Annotated in this window: 20 protein-coding genes; 11 read left to right on the forward strand and 9 right to left on the reverse strand. The window is 45.8% G+C overall.

Annotated features, from left to right (window positions below; genetic code table 11):
* Nucleotides 1-134: 134 nt before the first annotated feature.
* The gene (gene efp, locus R7190_RS22295) at nucleotides 135-701 is read right to left on the reverse strand and encodes an elongation factor P (RefSeq protein ID WP_005381500.1); all 567 of its coding nucleotides are present in this window, start codon (nucleotides 699-701) and stop codon (nucleotides 135-137) included.
* Nucleotides 702-733: 32 nt separating this feature from the next.
* Here efp and epmB point away from each other — a divergent pair, with 32 nt between their 5' ends.
* Together epmB and R7190_RS22305 are read left to right on the forward strand one after the other, a co-directional pair.
* Nucleotides 734-1,756, forward strand: coding sequence for an EF-P beta-lysylation protein EpmB (gene epmB / locus R7190_RS22300; RefSeq protein WP_186584604.1), 1,023 nt, complete (start codon nucleotides 734-736; stop codon nucleotides 1,754-1,756).
* A 95-nt stretch (nucleotides 1,757-1,851) separates the two neighbouring features.
* Entirely contained in the window at nucleotides 1,852-2,349 is a 498-nt protein-coding gene (locus R7190_RS22305; RefSeq protein ID WP_005381504.1) for an MgtC/SapB family protein, read from the forward strand.
* A 100-nt stretch (nucleotides 2,350-2,449) separates the two neighbouring features.
* On the opposite strand, the gene R7190_RS22310 is transcribed toward R7190_RS22305, so the two are convergent.
* The 3 genes from R7190_RS22310 to R7190_RS22320 form a co-directional block, all read right to left on the reverse strand.
* Entirely contained in the window at nucleotides 2,450-3,013 is a 564-nt protein-coding gene (locus R7190_RS22310) for a VC2662 family protein (RefSeq protein ID WP_005381507.1), read from the reverse strand.
* 313 nt (nucleotides 3,014-3,326) lie between these two features.
* The gene (gene groL, locus R7190_RS22315; protein ID WP_005381509.1) at nucleotides 3,327-4,973 is read right to left on the reverse strand and encodes a chaperonin GroEL; all 1,647 of its coding nucleotides are present in this window, start codon (nucleotides 4,971-4,973) and stop codon (nucleotides 3,327-3,329) included.
* 77 nt (nucleotides 4,974-5,050) lie between these two features.
* The gene (locus R7190_RS22320; RefSeq protein ID WP_005381516.1) at nucleotides 5,051-5,341 is read right to left on the reverse strand and encodes a co-chaperone GroES; all 291 of its coding nucleotides are present in this window, start codon (nucleotides 5,339-5,341) and stop codon (nucleotides 5,051-5,053) included.
* A 240-nt stretch (nucleotides 5,342-5,581) separates the two neighbouring features.
* On the opposite strand from R7190_RS22320, the gene R7190_RS22325 reads away from it, so the two are divergent.
* Nucleotides 5,582-6,964: an MATE family efflux transporter gene (locus R7190_RS22325; protein ID WP_017821828.1), complete on the forward strand. Its 1,383-nt coding sequence runs from the start codon at nucleotides 5,582-5,584 to the stop codon at nucleotides 6,962-6,964.
* Nucleotides 6,965-7,055: 91 nt separating this feature from the next.
* Here R7190_RS22325 and pfkA read toward each other — a convergent pair whose 3' ends face one another.
* The 3 genes from pfkA to R7190_RS22340 all read right to left on the reverse strand — a co-directional run bounded on the left by pfkA (nucleotide 7,056) and on the right by R7190_RS22340 (nucleotide 9,834).
* Nucleotides 7,056-8,018 (reverse strand): 6-phosphofructokinase, encoded by a 963-nt coding sequence (gene pfkA / locus R7190_RS22330; RefSeq protein WP_182016935.1) that lies wholly within the window; start codon nucleotides 8,016-8,018, stop codon nucleotides 7,056-7,058.
* 283 nt (nucleotides 8,019-8,301) lie between these two features.
* Nucleotides 8,302-9,210: a CDF family cation-efflux transporter FieF gene (fieF, locus tag R7190_RS22335; RefSeq protein ID WP_031781038.1), complete on the reverse strand. Its 909-nt coding sequence runs from the start codon at nucleotides 9,208-9,210 to the stop codon at nucleotides 8,302-8,304.
* Between the two features lie 111 nt (nucleotides 9,211-9,321).
* On the reverse strand, nucleotides 9,322-9,834 hold the full coding sequence (locus R7190_RS22340) for a CpxP family protein (protein WP_047104268.1): 513 nt from the start codon (nucleotides 9,832-9,834) through the stop codon (nucleotides 9,322-9,324).
* A 190-nt stretch (nucleotides 9,835-10,024) separates the two neighbouring features.
* Between R7190_RS22340 and R7190_RS22345 the strand changes: the two genes are divergently transcribed.
* The 4 genes from R7190_RS22345 (at nucleotide 10,025) to trmL (ending at nucleotide 13,507) form a co-directional block, all read left to right on the forward strand.
* Nucleotides 10,025-10,714 (forward strand): response regulator, encoded by a 690-nt coding sequence (locus R7190_RS22345; protein WP_005382384.1) that lies wholly within the window; start codon nucleotides 10,025-10,027, stop codon nucleotides 10,712-10,714.
* The gene (gene cpxA, locus R7190_RS22350) at nucleotides 10,714-12,108 is read left to right on the forward strand and encodes an envelope stress sensor histidine kinase CpxA (protein ID WP_005382383.1); all 1,395 of its coding nucleotides are present in this window, start codon (nucleotides 10,714-10,716) and stop codon (nucleotides 12,106-12,108) included. Before R7190_RS22345 ends, cpxA begins: the two co-directional genes overlap by 1 nt.
* A gap of 174 nt (nucleotides 12,109-12,282) precedes the next feature.
* Complete coding sequence (locus R7190_RS22355; RefSeq protein WP_005382382.1) at nucleotides 12,283-12,891, forward strand: superoxide dismutase; 609 nt, start codon at nucleotides 12,283-12,285, stop codon at nucleotides 12,889-12,891.
* A 136-nt stretch (nucleotides 12,892-13,027) separates the two neighbouring features.
* Nucleotides 13,028-13,507 carry a tRNA (uridine(34)/cytosine(34)/5-carboxymethylaminomethyluridine(34)-2'-O)-methyltransferase TrmL gene (gene trmL, locus R7190_RS22360; protein WP_005382381.1) on the forward strand — a complete coding sequence of 160 codons (480 nt, stop codon included), beginning with the start codon at nucleotides 13,028-13,030 and terminating at the stop codon, nucleotides 13,505-13,507.
* A gap of 70 nt (nucleotides 13,508-13,577) precedes the next feature.
* Here the strand turns inward: trmL and R7190_RS22365 are convergent, their stop codons facing one another.
* Nucleotides 13,578-14,096, reverse strand: coding sequence for an FxsA family protein (locus tag R7190_RS22365; protein WP_005386383.1), 519 nt, complete (start codon nucleotides 14,094-14,096; stop codon nucleotides 13,578-13,580).
* Nucleotides 14,097-14,527: 431 nt separating this feature from the next.
* Here R7190_RS22365 and aspA point away from each other — a divergent pair, with 431 nt between their 5' ends.
* From aspA to R7190_RS22385, 4 genes are all read left to right on the forward strand, one after another.
* Nucleotides 14,528-15,979, forward strand: coding sequence for an aspartate ammonia-lyase (gene aspA / locus R7190_RS22370; RefSeq protein ID WP_005382379.1), 1,452 nt, complete (start codon nucleotides 14,528-14,530; stop codon nucleotides 15,977-15,979).
* A 176-nt stretch (nucleotides 15,980-16,155) separates the two neighbouring features.
* Nucleotides 16,156-17,463: an anaerobic C4-dicarboxylate transporter gene (locus R7190_RS22375; RefSeq protein ID WP_005382378.1), complete on the forward strand. Its 1,308-nt coding sequence runs from the start codon at nucleotides 16,156-16,158 to the stop codon at nucleotides 17,461-17,463.
* 161 nt (nucleotides 17,464-17,624) lie between these two features.
* Nucleotides 17,625-19,457: a protein-disulfide reductase DsbD gene (locus R7190_RS22380; RefSeq protein WP_053307397.1), complete on the forward strand. Its 1,833-nt coding sequence runs from the start codon at nucleotides 17,625-17,627 to the stop codon at nucleotides 19,455-19,457.
* A 194-nt stretch (nucleotides 19,458-19,651) separates the two neighbouring features.
* Nucleotides 19,652-20,281: a response regulator gene (locus R7190_RS22385; protein ID WP_005382375.1), complete on the forward strand. Its 630-nt coding sequence runs from the start codon at nucleotides 19,652-19,654 to the stop codon at nucleotides 20,279-20,281.
* Here the strand turns inward: R7190_RS22385 and R7190_RS22390 are convergent.
* Nucleotides 20,278-22,029 (reverse strand): potassium/proton antiporter, encoded by a 1,752-nt coding sequence (locus R7190_RS22390; protein ID WP_005382374.1) that lies wholly within the window; start codon nucleotides 22,027-22,029, stop codon nucleotides 20,278-20,280. The genes R7190_RS22385 and R7190_RS22390 overlap by 4 nt on opposite strands.
* Nucleotides 22,030-22,445 lie beyond the last annotated feature (416 nt).

The following is a 22,445-nucleotide window of genomic DNA, read 5'->3' on the forward strand; positions in this document are numbered from 1 at the left end:
TTTTTACGAATAATACAAAATCATCAAAAATTTGCGGAGGATATCGATGTTTTACGCAGAGGGATTAAAAGAGAAGAATCACAGGCAATAAAAAAGGCCGCCGAAGCGACCTTTCTAACAATCATATAAAGTGCTTACTTCACACGACCTACGTATTCAGCAGTACGAGTATCTACGCGAATCACTTCACCAATTGAGATGAACAGAGGAACACGAACAACAGCGCCAGTTGATAGCGTCGCTGGTTTACCGCCAGTACCTTGAGTATCACCTTTCAGGCCTGGGTCTGTGTCTACAACTTCTAGCTCAACGAAGTTTGGTGGAGTAACAGTAATTGGGTTACCGTTCCAAAGAGTGATCATACAAGTGTTGTTTTCTACCAACCACTTAGCGTTTTCACCTACCGCTTTTGCATCCGCTGCGATCTGTTCAAACGTTTCACTGTTCATAAAGTGGTAGAATTCGCCGTCTGAATATAGATAATCTAGGTCGATATCCATTACGTCTGCCACTTCACAAGTGTCACCAGACTTGAATGTTTTCTCTAGCACTTTACCAGAAAGAAGTTTACGAATTTTAACACGGTTGAACGCTTGGCCTTTACCTGGTTTAACGTATTCGTTTTCCAGAATTACACAAGGCTCGTTATCAAGCATTAACTTAAGACCGCCTTTAAATTCATTGGTGCTAACTGTAGCCATTTTTTCCTCTTACATTCTTAGAGCTAAATTCAATGCCGCACATAATAACCCGAAAAGTCGAATCTGTTGAGCAAAACTGGCTCAAACAGTTGGCGAATGGGATCTCTGATCCTGCAAAATTGCTCGAAATACTGGAAATTGATCCTTCACCGTGGCAAGACGGGTTTGCCGCGCGCAAGCTGTTTGCACAGCGTGTACCGCAAAGTTTTGTCGATAGGATGGAGAAAGGCAACCCTAAAGACCCTCTTTTACGTCAGGTTTTACCACTGAGCGACGAATTTGAGGTGCATCCGGGTTACTCCAATGATCCATTGGAAGAGCAGGACAATGAAGTCCCTGGCCTGCTACACAAGTATCGCAACCGCGCCCTGATGATTGTCAAAGGTGGCTGCGCGGTAAATTGCCGTTACTGTTTTCGTCGTCACTTCCCTTATCAAGAGAACAAAAGCGGGAAACAAGCCTGGACCAAGTGCTTAGAGTACATGGCACAACAACCAGAGTTGAACGAAGTCATCTTCTCAGGTGGTGATCCATTAATGGCAAAAGACGATGAGATTCATTGGCTTTTAGAGCACATGGCTCATATTCCTCACATCAAACGTCTGCGTATTCATAGCCGTTTACCTGTGGTGATTCCTGCTCGAGTCACTGATGAACTATGCCAACTGCTGCAGGCATCAAGGTTACAAATCATCCTCGTCACTCACATCAACCATGCTAACGAAATCAATGACGAATTTGCTGAACAGATGTTCAAGCTCAAAAGAGCGGGCGTTACGCTTCTAAACCAAGGCGTTCTGCTGAAAGGCGTGAATGATTCGGTAGAAGCTCAAGTGGCATTAAGTGAGGCCTTATTTGACGCGGGTATCTTGCCTTATTACCTCCACGTTCTTGATAAGGTGCAAGGCGCAGCGCACTACTTTATTTCGGACGAAGAAGCGAAAGCTATTATGCGCGGACTCATCACGCGTGTATCGGGTTATCTGGTGCCAAAACTCACACGAGAAATTGGTGGCAGGCCAAGTAAAACGCCGTTGGATTTGCATTTAGAGTAAGCTCTGACGCTCAATTAAATTTGTCGTCTAGATTGATTATTTTTGTTCGCTTTGCACGGTAAGTCTATGCATACTCCGCACTTTTGGAGGTCAAGATGCATACAGCATTCGAACAAATTTTCGATCTTGGCCCATTCAGTTGGCCTGCCCTACTATGCTGCGCCATTAATGGGCTCATGATCGGTATAGAGCGCCAAACTCGTGGTAAACCGGTTGGCATTCGCACAGCAATATTAATTATTTCAGGCACCTACCTGTTTATGTCGATGGCAGTGTCGTTATCGCCAAATACACTTGATCAAGCACGAGTGCTTGGTCAGATCATTACTGGCGTCGGCTTCTTAGGCGCTGGCGTTATGATGACACTTGATGGAAAAATCCATGGCGTAACATCCGCGGCTGTAATATGGGTGCTAGCAGGTTTAGGTTTGATGATAGGTTTGGGTTATTTAACGCAGTCGGTGGTTATTACTCTCCTGACATTAACCGTGTTGTTAGGTGTGGATAAAGCAGAAAACCACATCAAAGCATTACGCCGCGGTGTTCATCAAAGAATTCAACAACGCAAAACTTCATCACGATTAATTAAATAGTTAACGATCCGAGAAACTCGCTTCATCCCATCTGTAATTAAAAAGCCCTCGACGAACATCGAGGGCTTTCTGTATATAAAGATTCTGACTTTCTCAGGGATTACTTAGCAAAGTTGATGAGTGGGAAACACTTGAAGAAACCGTTATCCGCACAGTTCAAAAGACCAATTTGCACGCCATCGATTTGATCGGTCATGTTGAAGAAACCAAACTGGAAATTAGACTTCTTAGAGATACTCGCTAAGCCCACATCCGCCATGGTGTAGCCTTCAGAATAGTTCACCGCGCTCCAGTTCAAGCCTTTTACGTTGTTCGTAATGTTAACAGCACCCAAGTTAACACCCGTCGTCTGACCTTGGTTCCAGTTAACTAAGCCTAAAGACGCGCCTTTCATTTCTTGATTTACTTTTGCTGCGCCAAAAAACAGACCGAAGTTCACACCTGTCGTACGATCCGTTTCTGACATACCAAGCAGTGAAAAGTCGACACCTTTAACCTCATTTACCTGCCCATGCAGCACAGCTAAACGAACGCCACCAACTGAAGAATTAGAAGGTGCGTTTGTGTTGTCGATAGTAGAGAACATCACAGGTGTACTGTCGGCAAAAGCAACAGGTGATGCGATAGCGGCAGCAACCGCCAATGACGTCATAAGCTTTTTCATTTTCATCTCCATGATGGGAAGCAACAATTTACAACATAGTGTAATGTTAAGATTTTGCTCTGTCCCCGTTCAAAAAGTGTTAGCAATAGGTCAGATTTAACCATCTGACTCAAAAGAAAAAATATTTCTCTTCGATTTTTTGCTTCTGAAATGGCGCTTTTTACGCTCAAAAATTTCATGATAAGCCACACCAGAACGTCATGTTTCTCAGGTGATACGCATAAAAAAGTCGAGGCATCTGCCTCGACTTTTAAAGGTTTGGTCGGTTATCTTTCCGCTATAAGGTTTCCCTAGAGCGATGAGATAAGCTGGCTTACATCATGCCGCCCATACCGCCCATGCCACCCATGCCGCCCATGTCAGGCATCGCTGGCGCGTCTTTTTGCGGTAGGTCAGTAACCATCGCTTCAGTTGTGATCATCAGACCTGCAACCGATGCTGCGAATTGTAGTGCAGAACGAGTAACTTTAGTTGGATCTAGGATACCCATTTCTAGCATGTCGCCGTATTCGCCTGTTGCCGCGTTGTAGCCGTAGCTACCTTCACCCGCTTTCACGTTGTTCGCAACAACTGAGTCTTCCTCACCAGCGTTCTTCGTGATTTGACGGATTGGCGCTTCCATTGCACGTAGTGCAACGCGGATACCAACGTTTTGTTCTTCGTTGTCACCCGTTAGGTGAGCAATCTTAGATGCCGCACGGATAAGTGCAACACCACCACCAGCAACAACACCTTCTTCAACCGCTGCGCGAGTTGCGGCTAGCGCATCTTCTACACGGTCTTTCTTCTCTTTCATTTCAACTTCGGTCGCTGCACCGACTTTGATTACTGCAACACCGCCAGCTAGTTTAGCAACGCGCTCTTGTAGTTTCTCTTTGTCGTAGTCTGAAGTTGCGTCTTCGATTTGTTGACGAATCTGAGCAACACGGCCAGAGATCATCTCTTCTTCACCGATACCATCGATGATAGTCGTGTTTTCTTTCGTGATAGAAACACGCTTCGCTTGACCTAGATCTTCTAGTGCAACTTTTTCTAGCTCTAGACCGATCTCTTCAGAAATCACAGTACCGCCAGTTAGGATAGCGATGTCTTGTAGCATTGCTTTACGACGGTCACCGAAGCCAGGTGCTTTCACAGCTGCAACTTTTACGATGCCACGCATGTTGTTCACAACCAATGTTGCTAGCGCTTCGCCTTCTACATCTTCTGCAATGATAAGCAGTGGACGAGATGCTTTCGCGACAGCTTCTAGCGTTGGAAGAAGCTCACGAATGTTTGAGATCTTCTTGTCTACTAGAAGAATGAATGGGTTTTCTAGATCAACACTGCCTGATTCTTGGTTGTTGATGAAGTAAGGAGACAGGTAACCGCGGTCGAACTGCATACCTTCTACTACGTCTAACTCGTCTTGTAGCGCCTGACCTTCTTCAACCGTGATAACGCCATCACGACCCACACGCTCCATTGCTTCTGCAATGATATTACCTACGCTTGCGTCTGAGTTTGCAGAGATAGTACCAACCTGCGCGATCGCTTTTGTGTCGTTACATTCAACAGAAAGCTCTTTTAGTTGCTCAACTGCCGCGGCAACAGCTTTGTCGATACCACGCTTAAGATCCATTGGGTTCATGCCCGCAGCGACTGCTTTTAGACCTTCGTTAACGATAGATTGCGCTAGTACCGTTGCTGTTGTTGTACCGTCACCCGCTGCGTCGTTTGCTTTAGACGCAACTTCTTTAACCATTTGTGCGCCCATGTTCTGGAATTTATCTTCCAGCTCGATTTCACGCGCTACTGATACACCATCTTTCGTGATAGTCGGTGCACCAAAAGATTTGTCTAGAACGACATTACGTCCTTTAGGACCCAGTGTTACTTTTACTGCGTCAGCCAGAACGTTTACACCTTCCAGCATTTTAACTCGTGCGTCATTACCAAATTTAACGTCTTTAGCAGCCATCTTTGATTTCCTTTCTAAAATTCTTTGTGTGTAATTTCGTAATTGAATCTGAGCAAAAAATTACTCAATGATTGCTATTATTCAACGATCGCCATGATGTCGTTTTCAGACATGACAAGCACTTCTTTACCGTCGATTTTTTCAGTTTTTGTACCGTAACCTTCAGCGAAGATAACGGTATCACCGACTTTAACGTCTAGTGGCAGTACGGTGCCGTTTTCTAGGATGCGGCCTTTACCCACAGCTAGAACAACACCGCGAGTCGATTTTTCTGCAGCAGAACCAGTCAGAACGATGCCACCAGCAGACTTAGATTCAACTTCTTTACGTTCAACGATAACTCGGTCATGTAATGGACGAATGTTCATCGGTCGTCTCTCCTGAAAATTTCCATGTTTATTTGATAATTGTCCTTAGGGACTGTAGCCCCAGACACGTGATCCCTATATAAGGGGTCGAAGCAGCGATCCCAAGGGGGTGGCACAAAATTTTTGTGACTTAGTTAAAATAACGAACAACTAGGCAACGGTTTGCGTTAGAAATGCTCACTCGCTCGGCATCTCGCTTTCTTGTATCCTTGCATTTTGCTCACCAGATAGTTGTCACACATGCAGGAAAATAACAAGCTGGAACCCCAAGCGACCGATAAGCATGGTTTGTTGACCGCACCCATTCCTGAAACGCTGCGGAAAATGACCGTACCCATGACCATGGGCATGATCGCAATTTTGATGTTTAACTTGGTGGACACGTTTTTTATCTCGTTGCTTGGCACTCAAGCGCTAGCAGCTATCAGCTATACCTTCCCTGTCACCTTTGCGGTTAACTGCATTACGATGGGGATTGGGATGGGACTATCGACCAATATTGGTCGCTTGCTTGGGCAAGGTCATGCACCACAAGCTGCTCGGTTCACCACCCACGGTTTGTTGTTAGCCGTGTTACTTGTGGCTATCGCGTCTTCTATTGGCTTTACCACCATTGCGCCATTGTTTCGTTTTCTTGGTGCGTCTGATGATCTCATCCCTCTTATTGAGCAATATATGCAGGTCTGGTATCTCACCATTCCTCTGCTAGTGATCCCAATGGCGGGCAACAGTGCTATCCGAGCTACTGGCGACACAAAAACACCAGCAAAAGTCATGATGTTGGCTGGTTTGATTAATGGCATGCTCGATCCATTGTTGATTTTCGGTTATGGCCCTTTTCCGGAACTTGGCATTCAAGGCGCAGCCATAGCAAGTGCCTTTAGCTGGTTAGGTGCTTTGTGTGGCTCATTCTATGTGCTAATTAAACGGGAAAAATTGCTTGCTCAACCCCAATGGGCTTTGCTGAAACAAGACTGGCAACAGACACTAAAAATTGGTACCCCTGCAGCGCTATCAAACGCGATGAATCCGTTGTCCGGTGCCATTCTGATGATGCTGTTATCCAACCACGGTACAGCGGCGGTTGCTGCTTACGGCGCAGCGCAGCGTATTGAGTCTATATTGATTTTAGTATTGATGTCGCTGACCTCTGCCCTCACACCGTTTATGGCACAAAATTTAGGAGCCAAACAACCGCAACGAGCCTTTTCCGGTTTATTTATTAGCATGCGTTTTGCAGTGGTATTCCAAGGGTTTATCTTCTTGATGATGGTGCCACTGAGCATTCCTCTGGCTGCGCTGTTTTCTCAGGAAGATGCGGTGAAAAACCTGCTTTGGCATTATTTACTGGTGGTGCCATTTAGTTATGGCTTCCAAGGCATCGTAATGATGTTAGTCAGTGGTTTGAATGCGATGCACAAGCCATTGCGTGCATTCCAGTGGAGCTTTATGCGGCTGTTCATTTTTACCTTGCCATCGGCGTGGATCGGGAGCCAAATCTACAGCATTGAAGGCTTGTTTATCGGTATCGCGGTTGGAAATACGTTGGGTGGGCTACTGGGCTACTTGTTTGCGCTGCGCGAGCGCAAGTTAACGCTCATAGAGCAGAGCAGCGTGTCTTAGCACTCGTCTATCGCTAGTTTCTTTTTTGTTGATTCTCAAATACAAAAAAACCGCGGAAAGCCGCGGTTTTGTTTATCTATTTCAAGCTTGCTTAGAACAACTCTTCAGCAACTTTGTATAGATCGTTGCGTATTGGACGCTTCATGTTTTCGATTGCGTCGATGATATCGTGGTGAACAAGTTGCTCTTTCACGATACCTACACAACGACCACCATGACCTTCGATCAATAGGTGAACAGCGTAGTTACCCATACGAGATGCTAGTACGCGGTCAAATGCAGTTGGACGACCACCACGTTGGATGTGACCAAGTACTGTTGCACGAGTTTCACGACCTGTCGCGGCTTCGATGTCACGTGCTAGTTCATTAGCATCCATCATTAGCTCAGTAAGCGCGATGATCGCGTGTTTCTTACCTTTAGCGATGCCGTCTTGGATGTTGCTGATCAGCTTGTCTTTGTCTAGACCAGTTTCCGGAGTGATGATGTATTCACAACCGCCCGCAATTGCAGACATCAGAGTCAAATCACCACAGTGACGGCCCATGATTTCTACAATTGAAATGCGTTGGTGAGATGAAGAAGTATCACGTAAACGGTCGATTGCATCGATAACGGTGTTTAGTGCACTTAGGTAGCCCACAGTGTAATCCGTACCTGCGATATCGTTGTCGATTGTGCCCGGAAGACCGATACATGGGTAACCCATTTCAGTCAGTTTCTTCGCACCCATGTACGAACCATCACCACCGATTACCACTAGTGCATCGATACCATGTTTTTTCAGGTTCTCAATCGCTTTTTCACGAACTTCCACTTGTTTAAATTCAGGGAAACGTGCAGAACCTAGGAACGTACCACCTTTGTTGATCACATCTGAAACGCTAGAACGATCTAGCTTCTCGATGCGGCCTTCGTATAGGCCTAGGTAGCCGTCGTACACACCGAATACTTCCAGTCCTTCGGATAGTGCTGTACGTACTACGCCGCGTATCGCAGCGTTCATACCAGGTGCGTCACCGCCACTTGTTAAAACACCGATCTTCTTAATCATGCTCACCCTCGATCTTTGGCAATCAATTATTTAATTTTCTTTTAGGCCCCTTGTTACCAAGCAACCTGCATAATCCAGAACTGTGCGTTATGTTACATTTCCTCTACAGGATTACCAATGAAAACGCACTTTTTTATGTAACTTTTCTACTTATGTAAGAGTATTACAGTTTCTCTATGAAACTTTGTTGATTCATATCAGGATCACGAATCTTAATAGGTATTGATGGAAAGATAGTCAATAAGTACCTGTTTGTCGTCGGGCACTGATGGATTTTTCAAGCCTACCAATGTTGCGCTTTTTGCTCTTTCTCTGGTCCGAAAACGACAGACAATGGATCTTGATGGATCAATACGTCCGCATCAGGAAAAAGAGCCAATAAATTATCTTCCACTTTATCAGCGATGTAATGCGCCTCAATTAATCGTAAGTTATCGTCTAGCTCTAAATGCAACTGTATAAAGCGCGTCGGTCCGGACATTCGCGTGCGTAACTGATGCACACCCAATACCCCTTTTACGCTCAAACAAGCTTGGTTAATTTGCTCAAGTTCTTCATCGGGCAACTTTCTATCAAGTAAGGTTTGAATCGCTTCGCTGACCATTTTGAAAGCGCTATAAAGAATGAAGACACCAATACCAATCGCAAACACAGCATCCGCTTGAGTCACTCCAAAATAACTGAGCCCCAGAGCCACCATGATCGCAGCATTCATATACAAGTCAGTCTGATAATGCAGAGAATCCGCCGCTATTGCTTGGCTCCCCGTCACGCGAACCACATGTTTTTGGAACATCACCAAGCCAAGTGTGACCACAATCGCAAACAGCGATACATACACACCTAACTCCGGTGCGTGTAAAGCATGTGGGCGGAAAAATCGGTCAATCCCGTTAAGAATCAAAAATACTGCCGAGCCCGAAATAAACATTGCTTGGGCTAGGGCCGCTAAGGACTCAGCTTTACCATGTCCAAACGTATGTTCGCGGTCTGCCGGTTGTAAGGCGTAACGAACCACCACAAGATTCACAACCGAAGCCGCGATATCTAACATGGAGTCAATCAATGACGCCAATAAGCTCACTGAGCCGGTTACCCACCACGTGATGACTTTTACTATCAGAAGAAGCGTCGCCACAATGGTTGCAGTCCAAGCGGCGGTCGTAACTAAACGTGCGTATTGCTGTTTCATAATCAAAGAGTTAACTAAAACCATACGTTGAGTATATTGAATGACCATGAAATAACCAGATCAAAAAGAGGCAACCAATGGCTGCCTCTTTATATAACATCAATTCATGACTTAATTATTGCGCGACTTTTCCATGCGCTTGTGCATTCTGTCGCCACACTCTTGCATACGTTCATTTTGTAGCTCAACAAATTTCGCTTTCTGCTCAGGTGTTAATACGCTAAGCATTTGGTGCTTTCTTTCTAGCATTTGCACGCGACGTTCCGTTTGGCGCTCAACCATCTCTTTTGCTAACTCGGTAGCTTGAGCTTCATCAAAATTATCCGCCAGCAAAAGCGATTGCACTTTTGCGTGATGCGCTTGACGCTCAGCCATACGTGCTTCTTTGCCATCAGCGAATTTTGCTTTCATTTCTGCTTTGTTTGCTTCACGCATTTCTTTTAGCTGATCTTTTTGTGCATCAGTCAGGTCTAGTTGACGCATGACACCTCGGTCCATACCCATGCCGCATTCGTCACGAGGACCTTTATGATGGTTTTTACCACCGTAAGCGAATGCGCTTGCGGCGCCAAGAGTAAGAGGTAGAACAACAGCAGCTAACACAAGTTTTTTTGCAGACTTCATAATACGATTCCTTACACAGGTGAGTGGTTCTTCTGAGCTGTTCTCACAGCGCTTGAGTATAGAATACGACCCGCTAGGTAAAGCGACGTATAGGGAGCGTAAAGAATCGTAAAGAGTGATTTTTCTCCTCTTCGTTGCGCATCATTCCAATGTAATATTAGGCTATCGGTAACTTACTATAGGTGCCCCCATGGCAAACATTCTTTTAATCGATGACGATATCGAGCTAACCAGCTTATTAAAAGAAGTACTCAGTTTCGAAGGCTTTGACGTCAGCGAAGCAAATGACGGTGAAGCCGGCTTAGCCGCGATCAATGATAAGATTGATTTGATTTTGTTGGATGTCATGATGCCAAAACTCAATGGCATGGAAACGCTGAAACGCTTACGTGAAAATTGGGAAACTCCCGTCTTGATGCTGACCGCTAAAGGAGAAGAAATTGATCGCGTGATCGGCTTGGAACTGGGCGCGGATGATTATTTACCAAAACCTTTTAGTGACCGAGAGCTGTTAGCGCGTATCCGCGCGATTTTACGCCGCACTAGCAGCACACAAAAAAATACCAAAAACAGCGATTGCATTGAGTATCAAGAAATCCGCCTCTATCCCGGTAAGCAAGAAGCGTATTGTGAGCAACAGCTACTCGATCTCACGGCAACCGAGTTTGCGCTACTCACCCACTTCGTACAAAACCCAGGACAAGTGCTGACCAAAGAGACACTGAGCTTAGATGTGCTTGGTAAACGACTCGCTGCTTTTGATCGCGCTATCGATATGCATGTCTCGAACTTACGTAAAAAATTACCAGATCAAAGCAATGGCAAGCCGCGAATCAAAACCCTGCGTGGTCGTGGCTACATGCTGCTTGAGGAGGATTAATGCGCCTATCACGCATCAAACTGCCAAACATCAATAGCCTGTATGGACGCATCTTTGCCATTTTTTGGTTCACCATGTTATTAGTATTGATAGCCGTGCTATCACTGCCACATTTGGACCCACGCAAAGCTCGCGATATTCCAGAAGAACACTACAAACGTATGGTAGAAACGCGTGACTCAATCCAACAAAAATACAGCCAGCAAACAGATTTAGGCCGCATACTTTTTCGTATCGAGGGCAACCGCCACGGCAAGCACGACCCTCGCCCACGAGTGTTTTTTTCTGACTACAGCGGTAATGTTCTTACGACAGAAAAACGCAGCAATTTTCAATTGCGTGCAATGCAAAACTTTGTCACCAGTATCGAAGATTACAATAATCCAAAGCAGAAGCTGTATGGTCGATACATGATTGCGGGCCCAATTCCTATCACTTTGGCAGGTTCCGATATCTTGATGTACGTGGGCTTCAAGTGGAATGAGCCACCACCTCTACTCCTGCGTCTGTTTGATCACCCATTCCAGCTCTTGCTTGCGGTCATGCTGGTTAGTACACCATTGCTGTTATGGCTTGCTTGGGCATTGAGTCAGCCTGCACGTCGTCTTGAAGCCGCTGCTCAACGTGTAGCGAAAGGTGAATTTGTCACAGACCCAAATTTAGAAAAAGGCACAGCGGAGTTTCGTCAAGCAGGTAGCAGCTTCAACCAGATGGTCGAAGCGGTTAATCAAATGATTTCAGGACAACAACGTTTGCTATCCGATATTTCTCACGAGCTGCGCTCACCTTTAACTCGTCTGCGCATGGCAAGTGCATTAGCGACGCGTAAACAAGGCGAAAGCCCAGAACTGACTCGTATCGATACCGAAGCGCAGCGCTTGGAACAGATGATCAGCGAACTATTAGAGCTTTCTCGCATGCAGGCGAACAGTCATATGACTCGCGAAACACAGCCACTAGAAAGTTTATGGGAAGAAATCATTAAAGATGCGCAGTTTGAAGCAGAGCAAATGGGCAAACAGCTACACTATTCAGAATTACCTAAGCGCAATATTTCCGGTAACCCTAAACTGCTGATGAGTGCGGTGGAAAATATCGTTCGTAACGCCATTTACTACGGAAAAGATGAGGTACAAATCGACATCAAAGCCGATGACGATACGCTTCGTATCACGGTTGACGATAATGGAGAAGGTGTACCAGAAGAGGAACTGGCCGCGATTTTTCGCCCGTTCTATCGCGTTTCCACGGCACGCGATCGCCACTCTGGCGGCACAGGTCTCGGCCTAACCATTACCGAAAGTGCCATTCGCCAGCACAGTGGCACGATCGCAGCCAGCCGAAGTCCTTTAGGCGGATTGCGTATGAGTATCACCTTACCGATCAATTGTTAGTCTCAATTTGATGAACTAACAATAATTCGCACCATATTTCTAGAGTGAGTGATTCACAGCCCCACCCTCACTTTAGAAATTGGTGAGGCTTCTTAGAATACCCTTACAAAGATCAAAGTTGATAATAATTATCGTTAGCATTAAAGTAAATTTTCCAATTAAGGAGGATTTACTATGTCACATACATTTCCCGCTCTGCCTTACCCGTACGATTCACTAGAGCCGTACATCGACGCGAAAACCATGGAAGTGCATTACAGCAAACACCACAAGACGTACTTTGATAAGTTTGTAAATGCCGTTGAAGGGAGCGAGCTCGAAACTCAGTCATTAGACGAGATCTTTGACAATATCTCTAAGCTCAGTCCAGCAGTACGTAATAATGGGGGCGGCTATTACAACCACATCATTTATTGGAATTGCATGTCACCAAACGGTGGCGGAGAGCCTCAAGGCGCGCTTGCTCAAGCAATTAACGATAAATTTGGTAGCTTTGCGCAATTTAAAGAGGCGTTTGCCCAAGCTGCCATCAATACCTTTGGGTCTGGCTTTGCATGGCTGATCGTAAAAGATGGTGAGATTCACATTACGTCCACCAGTAATCAAGACAACCCTCTGATGGACGTAGTGGATGTGCGCGGTGAACCAATCCTCGCATTAGACGTGTGGGAGCACGCGTATTACATCAGCTACCAAAACCGTCGCCCAGAATATATTGATGCGTGGTGGAACGTCGTCAACTGGCGAGCAGTTGAAGAAAACTATGCTCACGCTCTCTTATAAAGAGCATCACTACTTACGGTATTAACATCCGCGCTAATGCCTGCTTTCATACCCAGGTCAATCTTGCTGAATCTCGCATATCTCGGTGACTTGGGTATATACTGCCCCTCTCTTTGACCAACTCTATTTCAATACCATGTTTGATATCGCTTTATACGAACCAGAAATCGCGCCGAACACCGGCAACATCATTCGACTATGCGCCAACTGCGGTGCAAACCTTCACTTAATTGAACCTCTGGGTTTCGATCTTGAAGAGAAAAAAGTCCGCCGTGCTGGTTTGGATTACCATGATTTAGCTCGCGTAACACGCCATAAAAACTATCAAGCGTTCTTAGAGTATTTAGAGAAAGAGAAGCAAGGTAACTATCGATTGTTTGCCTGCACCACCAAAACCACAGGTCACCACGTTGATGCACAATACCAAGCGGGTGATGTTTTGATGTTTGGTCCAGAAACTCGTGGCTTGCCTGCTGAAATCATCGATAGCTTGCCAATGGAGCAGCGTATTCGCATTCCAATGATGCCAGATGCGCGCAGCCTAAACCTTTCGAATGCCGTTGCGATCATTGCTTTTGAAGCATGGCGTCAAATGGGCTTTGAAGGCGCATTGTAAGCAGCACGAATTCCAAATACAGAAAAGGGCGCTTGGTGCGCCCTTTTGTTTTCTTTACTGTCTAACTCAATCAGTTGAGCTTGTTGCGATCATCATCGTCTTTACGCTCGTATTCCCCTTCGAAGGTCTTGCCATTATCTGACTGGGAATCAAATGGGTCACGACGGAACGGGTCTTGCTCAAATGGCCCCTGGTTAGAGAAACCACCTTGGAAGCCACCACCATGCATGGTTTTCACCACCATTTTGCTCATCAAGTATTTAGCTATCGCGGCGCGTGGCGCAGGAAGCAACACCAACATACCAAGGGCATCGGTCATAAAGCCCGGGGTTAACAGTAGCACGCCAGCCACCGCTAGCATTACGCCTTCAAAAATTTGCTGGGCTGGAATTTCACCTTGTTCAAGACGCCCCTGTACTGACATCAGTGTTTGTATACCTTGGCTACGAACCAACGACGCACCAACAAATGCAGTGATTAAGACTAGTGCAATGGTCGGCCATAAACCTAAAAAGCCGCCCACCTGAATAAATAAGCCGATTTCAATGATCGGAACAAAAATAAACGCTAATAATAAGATAGGAAACACACGCCCTCCTTTGTTTAATTCAGTGTAATGGTAAAAGCAGACTAAGCTCAAACGAATCGTTGTAAAAAAGCGTGTTCATACTGGTCTCCTTCTCTTTTAGGCAAAGTAGCAGGAGCACGTTTCATTCAATTGCATACCGATTTTTTCGTGCTTTTAAAGTGCTAATTTCGAACTCTAAAAATTCATGTTTGTCGAGGAAAATCGAGTACCTATAAAGGGTTATTAATAACCCGTTCATACTTTGCAAATTATTGACTCATGAAAAATGAAAAAGGTGATCTAGTTACTATTTTTATGCGCTAGGTGCAGTATCATGTGCCACATAAGTCAGGACGGATTTTCCAGCCAAAAATTCTGATGAATGGATTCTAGATTGCAGAAATGGCTAATAAATAACTTTATTATCAGAATTATCATCTAAGGATCCTGCTATGGCTACCCTATCTGATGCTCCAAAAACAGCAAACCCAGCCACTCGTATTGAAGAAGATCTATTAGGTCAACGTCATGTCCCTGCAGATGCGTACTACGGTATTCATACGCTACGTGCGATCGAGAACTTCAACATCTCTAATATGACCATCTCTGACGTACCAGAATTTGTACGCGGCATGGTAATGACCAAAAAAGCAGCAGCGTTAGCAAACAAAGAACTTGGCGCTATTCCAAAAGACGTTGCAAACTACATCATCGAAGCGTGTGATTTGATCCTAGAAACTGGCAAGTGTATGGATCAGTTCCCATCAGACGTATTCCAAGGCGGTGCAGGCACTTCAGTTAACATGAACACGAACGAAGTGATCGCAAACGTCGCGCTTGAGTTGATGGGTAAAGAGAAAGGCCAATACGAATTTGTTAACCCAAATGACCATGTAAACAAGAGCCAATCAACCAACTGTGCGTACCCAACAGGTTTCCGTATTGCAGTATACAACAGCGTACACAAGCTAATGGAAGCAATTGAGTACCTAAAAGGCGCATTCGAACTTAAAGCCGTTGAGTTTAAAGATGTACTGAAAATGGGCCGTACTCAGCTTCAAGACGCAGTACCAATGACAGTAGGTCAAGAGTTCCATGCGTGGGCGGTAACACTAAACGAAGAGATTCGTGCTCTAGATTACACATCTAAACTCCTCCTAGAAATCAACCTAGGCGCAACCGCAATCGGTACTGGTCTAAATACACCAACTGGCTACCAAGCGCTTGCAGTAAAACACCTAGCGGAAGTAACAGGCCTTGACGTTGTTGCAGCAGAAGACCTTATCGAAGCAACGTCTGACTGTGGTGCATACGTAATGACTCACGGCGCGCTAAAACGCCTAGCAGTGAAACTATCGAAGATCTGTAACGACCTTCGTCTACTTTCTTCTGGTCCTCGTGCGGGTCTAAATGAATTGAACCTACCTGAAATGCAAGCAGGCTCTTCAATCATGCCAGCTAAAGTAAACCCAGTTATCCCAGAAGTAGTAAACCAAGTTTGCTTCAAAGTTCTCGGTAACGACAACACGGTTTCTTTCGCAGCAGAAGGCGGTCAGCTACAGCTAAACGTTATGGAACCTGTGATCGCACAAAGTGTGTTTGAGTCTATCTCTCTACTACACAACGCGTGTGTGAACCTACGTGATAAATGTATCGACGGCATCACTGTGAACAAAGAAGTTTGCGAAAACTACGTTTACAACTCTATCGGTATCGTCACTTACCTAAACCCATACATCGGCCACCACGAAGGTGACATCGTAGGTAAGATTTGTGCAGAAACTGGTAAGAGTGTTCGTGAAGTCGTGCTAGAGCGCGGTCTGCTTACAGCAGAGGAGCTTGATGAAATCTTGTCAGTAGAAAACTTCATGCATCCTACTTACAAAGCAAAACGTTACGAGTAATAACGAATCCGAAGGGGGCCACTCAGGCCCCTTTTTTAGGCTCTCATACGGTTAACCACATTTTTTATATGCTTTTATTGCCGCTAAACCACTAGGTTCTCATTCTCTGAGCATTTACTCCTGTTCCTGAGTGTTCAAAAAATCAGAATCAAATAAAAAACTAAAGAGGTATCAATATGGTCATGGTCGAACTCTTCGTGGTTCTGCTCTTCATCTATTTGGGGGCAAGAATCGGTGGTATCGGCATTGGTTTTGCCGGTGGTGCTGGGGTCATTGCGTTGTCTTTGATCTTGGGCGTACCAACAAGCCAAGCTTACATTCCCGTTGACGTAATTTTGATCATCATGTCTGTAATCACCGCTATCGCAGCAATGCAAGTCGCTGGTGGTTTAGACTGGATGGTGCAAGTTGCTGAAAACTTTTTGCGCAAGCATCCTGAGCGCATCACCTTTTATGCGCCTATCGTAACTTACCTAATGACATTAATGGCGGGTACTGGCCACACGGCATTCTCTACTTTGCCAGTGATTGCAGAAGTAGCGAAAGGCCAAGGCGTGCGCCCTTCTCGTCCACTGTCTATCGCGGTCGTAGCATCGCAAATCGCTATCACCGCATCACCAATCTCAGCGGCTGTTGTAGCGTTCGCGGCAATGCTGCATCCATTTGGCGTTGACTACCTAACACTACTAGCAATCTGTATCCCAACGACGTTCATCGCGTGCATGATCGGTGCGTTCGTGGCGAACTTCATGGGCTGTGAGCTAAAAGACGATGCTGAATACCAAGAGCGTCTAGAAAAAGGCTTAATCAAGCTAAATACAGAAGCAAAACGCGAAATCCTACCAACAGCGAAGAAAGCGACATTCATCTTCCTAGGCGCAATCGCATTCGTAGTATGTTACGCAGCAGCAATTTCTGGCTCTGTGGGTCTTATCGAGAACCCTGCTCTAGGTCGTAACGAAGCTATCATGACGGTAATGCTCGCAGCTGCGGCAGCTATCGTAATGAGCTGTAAAATCGATGCTGGCAAAATCCCAGCAGCAGCAACATTCCGCTCTGGTATGACAGCGTGTGTGTGTGTTCTTGGTGTGGCATGGCTAGGTTCTACGTTCGTTAACGCGCACGTTGACGGCATCAAAGAAGTTGCGGGTGCGCTACTAGCAGACTACCCATGGATGCTAGCACTTGTTCTATTCTTCGCTTCAATGCTGCTTTACTCTCAAGGTGCAACCACGGTTGCGCTAATGCCAGCAGCACTTGCTATCGGTGTGGCACCACTTACCGCAGTTGCATCTTTCGCAGCAGTAAGTGCGCTATTCGTGCTGCCAACTTACCCAACGCTACTTGCCGCGGTTGAGATGGACGACACGGGTTCAACTCGTATCGGTAAGTACGTATTCAACCACCCATTCTTTGTACCTGGTGTGGTAACCATCGCTTCTGCGGTAGCACTTGGCTTCGCATTCGGTGGTCTACTGATCTAGTAGAAACAGAGTCTTACTCGGGGAGCTTCGGCTCCCTTTTTTATTGCCTGCTGTCTTGATTTATGCTCAATAAATCTTCATTTTCATGAAACTTATTGACTCGCCTCCGGGTCTGATTGAGTTACACTAACGGCAATTATCTAAGATGAATTGACTCTTTTATGCGCGCATTACTTTCCGTTTTACTCTTAGGGCTCATTACCTTTTCCACTCCGTCTTTAGCTTTATTTGGCAAAGACCAGTTTAACAGTAGCCAGAACAACAGTTTTAGTACCAGCAGCGACAGTTTTGTTCCTGTTGATCAGGCGTTTCCATTTAACTTCTACCAGCAAGATGACAAATTGATGCTCGATTGGCAGGTACGTGACGGGTACTACCTATATCAAGAGCGCTTGTCTGTAGCTGGTGAGAAAGTATCGCTAAGCGAACTGCAAATGGAAGACGGCACACCGCATAAAGATGAATTCTTTGGTGACGTGCATATCTATACTCAACCTCTCTTCGTTAATGTACCAATGCATGATTGGCAAGACGGTGCTCGCGTAGTCGTGCAATACCAAGGTTGTGCGAAAGCAGGCTTCTGTTACCCGCCAGAAACTCGCGTGATTCCTATCAGCGCGTTTACTTCGTCGAACTCAGATTCAACAACGGCGACAACTGCATCAAAAGCAGAACAGGCACCAATAGCAACGCCACCAGCGGCGCAATCATCTACGTCTGGTGACACATCATCAGCGCCAGTAACACAGCAAGATAGCCTTGCTGCCAACCTTGCTGATAACTGGTGGACACCACTTCTGTTCTTGGCGCTTGGTGTGGGCTTGGCGTTTACACCTTGTGTGCTGCCGATGTACCCAATTCTGACCAGCATAGTGCTTGGCAGTGGCAAGCTAAGCCAACGCCGCGCGCTAGGCTTGTCATTCGTCTACGTGCAAGGCATGGCGCTGACTTACACCCTACTCGGCCTTGTGGTGGCATCTGCAGGTATGCAGTTCCAAGCGGCAATGCAACACCCTTATGTGCTGATTGGTTTGAGCGTACTGTTCATCGCACTCGCTTTGTCTATGTTTGGTCTGTACTCATTACAGCTACCAAGCAACGTTCAAACGTGGTTAAACAACCTCAGCAACAAACAGCAAGGCGGCAGCAGTGCAGGCGTATTCGCCATGGGGGCGATTTCTGGACTGGTGTGCTCACCATGTACCACGGCACCTCTGTCTGGTGCGCTACTTTACGTGGCACAAAGCGGCGATTTGCTGACGGGTGGTATCGCGTTATACGCGCTGGCGATGGGCATGGGTATTCCGCTTATTCTTGTTGCAGTCTTCGGCAACAAACTGCTACCAAAAGCAGGTGGTTGGATGGACAGTGTGAAAACACTCTTCGGCTTTATTCTGCTTGCCGCGCCTATCTTCTTACTAGAGCGCATCATGCCAGAAATGTGGTCAACGATTCTGTGGTCAGCACTGGGTATTGCTGCTTTTGGTTGGCTATACCACATCAAAAACAGTCTAGAGTTTGGTGGCTGGAAACAAAGTGCCGTGGGCATAATCGCCGTCTTAGGTTTGCTAGCCTCAGCACAACCTATCTTAAATTACTGGTTTGGCAACAGCACAACACAAACTCAGCAGGCCACTGTTAGCTTTACTCACATTGCTAACGTGGCGGAGCTTGAAGAACAACTGGCACTTGCGAAAGCGGCAGGTAAACCCGTCATGCTCGATTTCTACGCCGATTGGTGTGTAGCATGTAAAGAGTTTGAAAAGTACACCTTCCATGACCCAAGCGTCGAAGCCAAACTGCAAGACTTCGTTCTTCTGCAAGCGGACGTGACCAAAAACCAAGTGCAAGACATCGAACTACTGAAGCACATGAGTGTGCTTGGTTTACCAACAATTGAGTTTTGGGATGCCAGTGGTGAACACGTTTCAAACGCTCGTTTGACGGGCTTTATGCAAGCCGAGCCTTTCTTAGAGCATATCAAGCAGTTCTGATAACCAGATATTCAAACGCCAGTGATGTCCACTGGCGTTTTTTATTGCTCAGATTTGAATAAGAACATTGCGTTTATATGCAATTTTCCTAATAAAAGTCGATTTGGTTCAGACTTTTAGCGAATAAATATTGTCCACTCTCTCAAAGCTGGACAATAATAAATTTAACGAAATAGTCAAAAGTGTTTAACGTCATGGATTCGACCTACACCATCATTATTGCAGATGATCACCCACTCTTCCGGAATGCCTTGTTTCAATCTATCCACATGGCTATTAGTGGTGCAAATTTGCTGGAAGCGGACTCACTCGACGCACTTCTGGCTTTGTTGGAGCGAGAGGAAGAGCCAGATTTAGTGCTATTGGATCTCAAAATGCCAGGAGCAAATGGTATGTCTGGCTTGATTCATTTGCGAGCAGAGCATCCAGATTTACCTATCGTCGTCGTTTCAGCGAGTGAAGAGCCGGCGATCGTGACGCAGGTGAAAAGCCATGGTGCATTTGGTTTTATTCCCAAGTCCAGCGACATGCGCGAATTAGTGAACGCGCTCAATCAAGTGCTGAATGGCGACCCATACTTCCCTGAAGGGTTGATCACCAATAACGCGGCATGTAATGACTTAGCGGAAAAGATTGCTGCGCTAACACCGCAGCAATATAAAGTGTTGGGAATGTTGTCCGATGGCTTGCTGAACAAGCAAATCGCTTACGAATTGAATGTTTCAGAAGCCACCATAAAAGCGCACATGACAGCGATTTTCCGTAAGCTCGGTGTAAAGAACCGCACGCAAGCCGTGATTATGCTGACGGAAATGAGCGACTAGATTGACGTCTTATCGTCAGACTTACTTTTTTCGTTTGGCAATCGGATACCGACTTTAGTGACCTGCTGATCAACAACATCAGCGACGATCCAATGCAAACCTTGCCACTCGAAATGGTCTCCCAATACTGGCGTGCTACCTAATTGCTCTTCGACAAGGTTTCTCAAACTTTTATCCAGCGGTTCATCCCCCAGATTCAAACCATACATCACGGCAATATCGGCAAGCTTCACTTCAATATCGAGGAAGAAGTCACCGAAGAATCGCGCTAGCGACGCTTTCTCTGGGGCTTCACTAAACAGTAAGCTCAGTGCATCTAAATCCTTTTCTTGTGCTAATACACACAAGGTATCATCTTCCTCAAGACGCGTACTGCCGGATGGGTGCAATAGCTCTTTACTGCGAAATACAGCGGCGATACGCGTTCCTTCCGGCATCGAAAGACTACGTAATGGCTCACCAATGCACCATTTATCTGCTTTAAGTCTATAGATAAACAGCTCCCACTCACTGGTCGGGTAAATCTCTACACCCGTACGCGAAATTGGCTCAGGCTTAGAAGGTAGCTCGACCTTTGCAAGAGACATCGCCTTAGTCAACGTGCCCCCTTGTACTATCAAAGACACCATTACTACAAAGAATGCCAAATTGAAGTACAGTTGAGCATCTGGCAACCCTGCCATCATTGGAAACACCGCGAGGATGATAGGTACAGCGCCACGCAATCCTACCCAAGAGACAAACCACTTTTCACGTGGCGTGAAACTCTTGAATGGCAGTAAACCAATCCAAACTGAGATTGGTCGGGCAAACAAAATCATCCCGAAGGCAAGCGCAAGACCTGGCAACGCAATAGAGAGTAAATTAGATGGTGTAACCAACAAGCCAAGCACCAAGAACATACCAATTTGAGCTAGCCACGTCATACCATCTAAAACATGAAGAATAGAGTGGCGGCTGCGTGTTGGACGGTTACCTAATAAAAGACCAACGAGGTAAATCGACAAAATACCACTGCCACCCAAAGTGTTAGATAAAGCAAAAATAAGCAAGCCACCACTGACCGTTAAAATAGAATACAGCCCATCTGGTAATTGATTGCGATTGATAACTTTCCATAAGATCCAGCCACCAGCGAAGCCAAGTAACGCGCCGATACCAAACTGCTTAAGAAAACTGAACGCCAAAAAGCCCGCACTTAAGTCAGCGCCAGGGTTCGCTAAAATAGCAATCAGAGTTACGGTCAGAAACACCGCCATTGGGTCATTGGTGCCGGATTCAATTTCCAGCGTTGAACCAACACGTTCGTTCAGGCTACGACCTTTGAGTAGAGAGAAGACCGCGGCAGCATCGGTGGAACCAACAATCGCACCAACCAATATGCCTTGCAATAAATCTAAGTCGAATAACCACGTTGCCATCAGCCCGGTCAAAATGGTGGTGATCGCAACGCCAAATGTCGCCAAAGAGACCGAGGGCCATAACGCAACCCTAAAGCTGGCGACCCGCGTTCTCATCCCACCATCAAGCAAAATGATGGCTAATGCGAGGTTACTAACCAAATAAGCGATCGAAAAGTTATCGAATAAGATGCCGCCTAAGCCGTCTTCCCCCGCCAGCATTCCAACGGCTAAAAATACCAAAAGAATTGGGATTCCCAACTTAGAAGACACTGGGCTTAAAAGAACGCTAAGTGCGATTAACAACGCACCTATTAGAAAAAAACTGTTAATGGTGTCTGCGTCCATTCTCACCCTCCCTTAATGAAAAACGATAATAATTGTGATGAGCAAGGCTACTTCGTTAATGAGGTAATGCCCTAATCTGCCTCCCCTTTACACCGTCTCAAAATGCGAGGTTGTACGAGAATGACTCAGTTATATTACTTTATTGTGCGTTAAAACGGTGATTTGATGCGAAAACTTTATGTAAATAAATTACTTGAGAGCTTTCTTATCTACGCCTTCTCTCTTTAAGAGCCACAAGATCACCACCAATATTTACACAGCATCTCCAAGTTCAATGAAGAAAAGATTAATGGCCCGTCTTAATCATGCTTGTTTATCCAATCAACCTTTAGACCTTTGGCTAACTTAACAGTTTATTAACATAACATTTTACCCCTTTGTTCGCTGCAAAAGCCCATAGCATGGGGATTCTTCAT

The sequence above is a fragment of the Vibrio sp. 1078-1 genome, assembly GCF_033340475.1.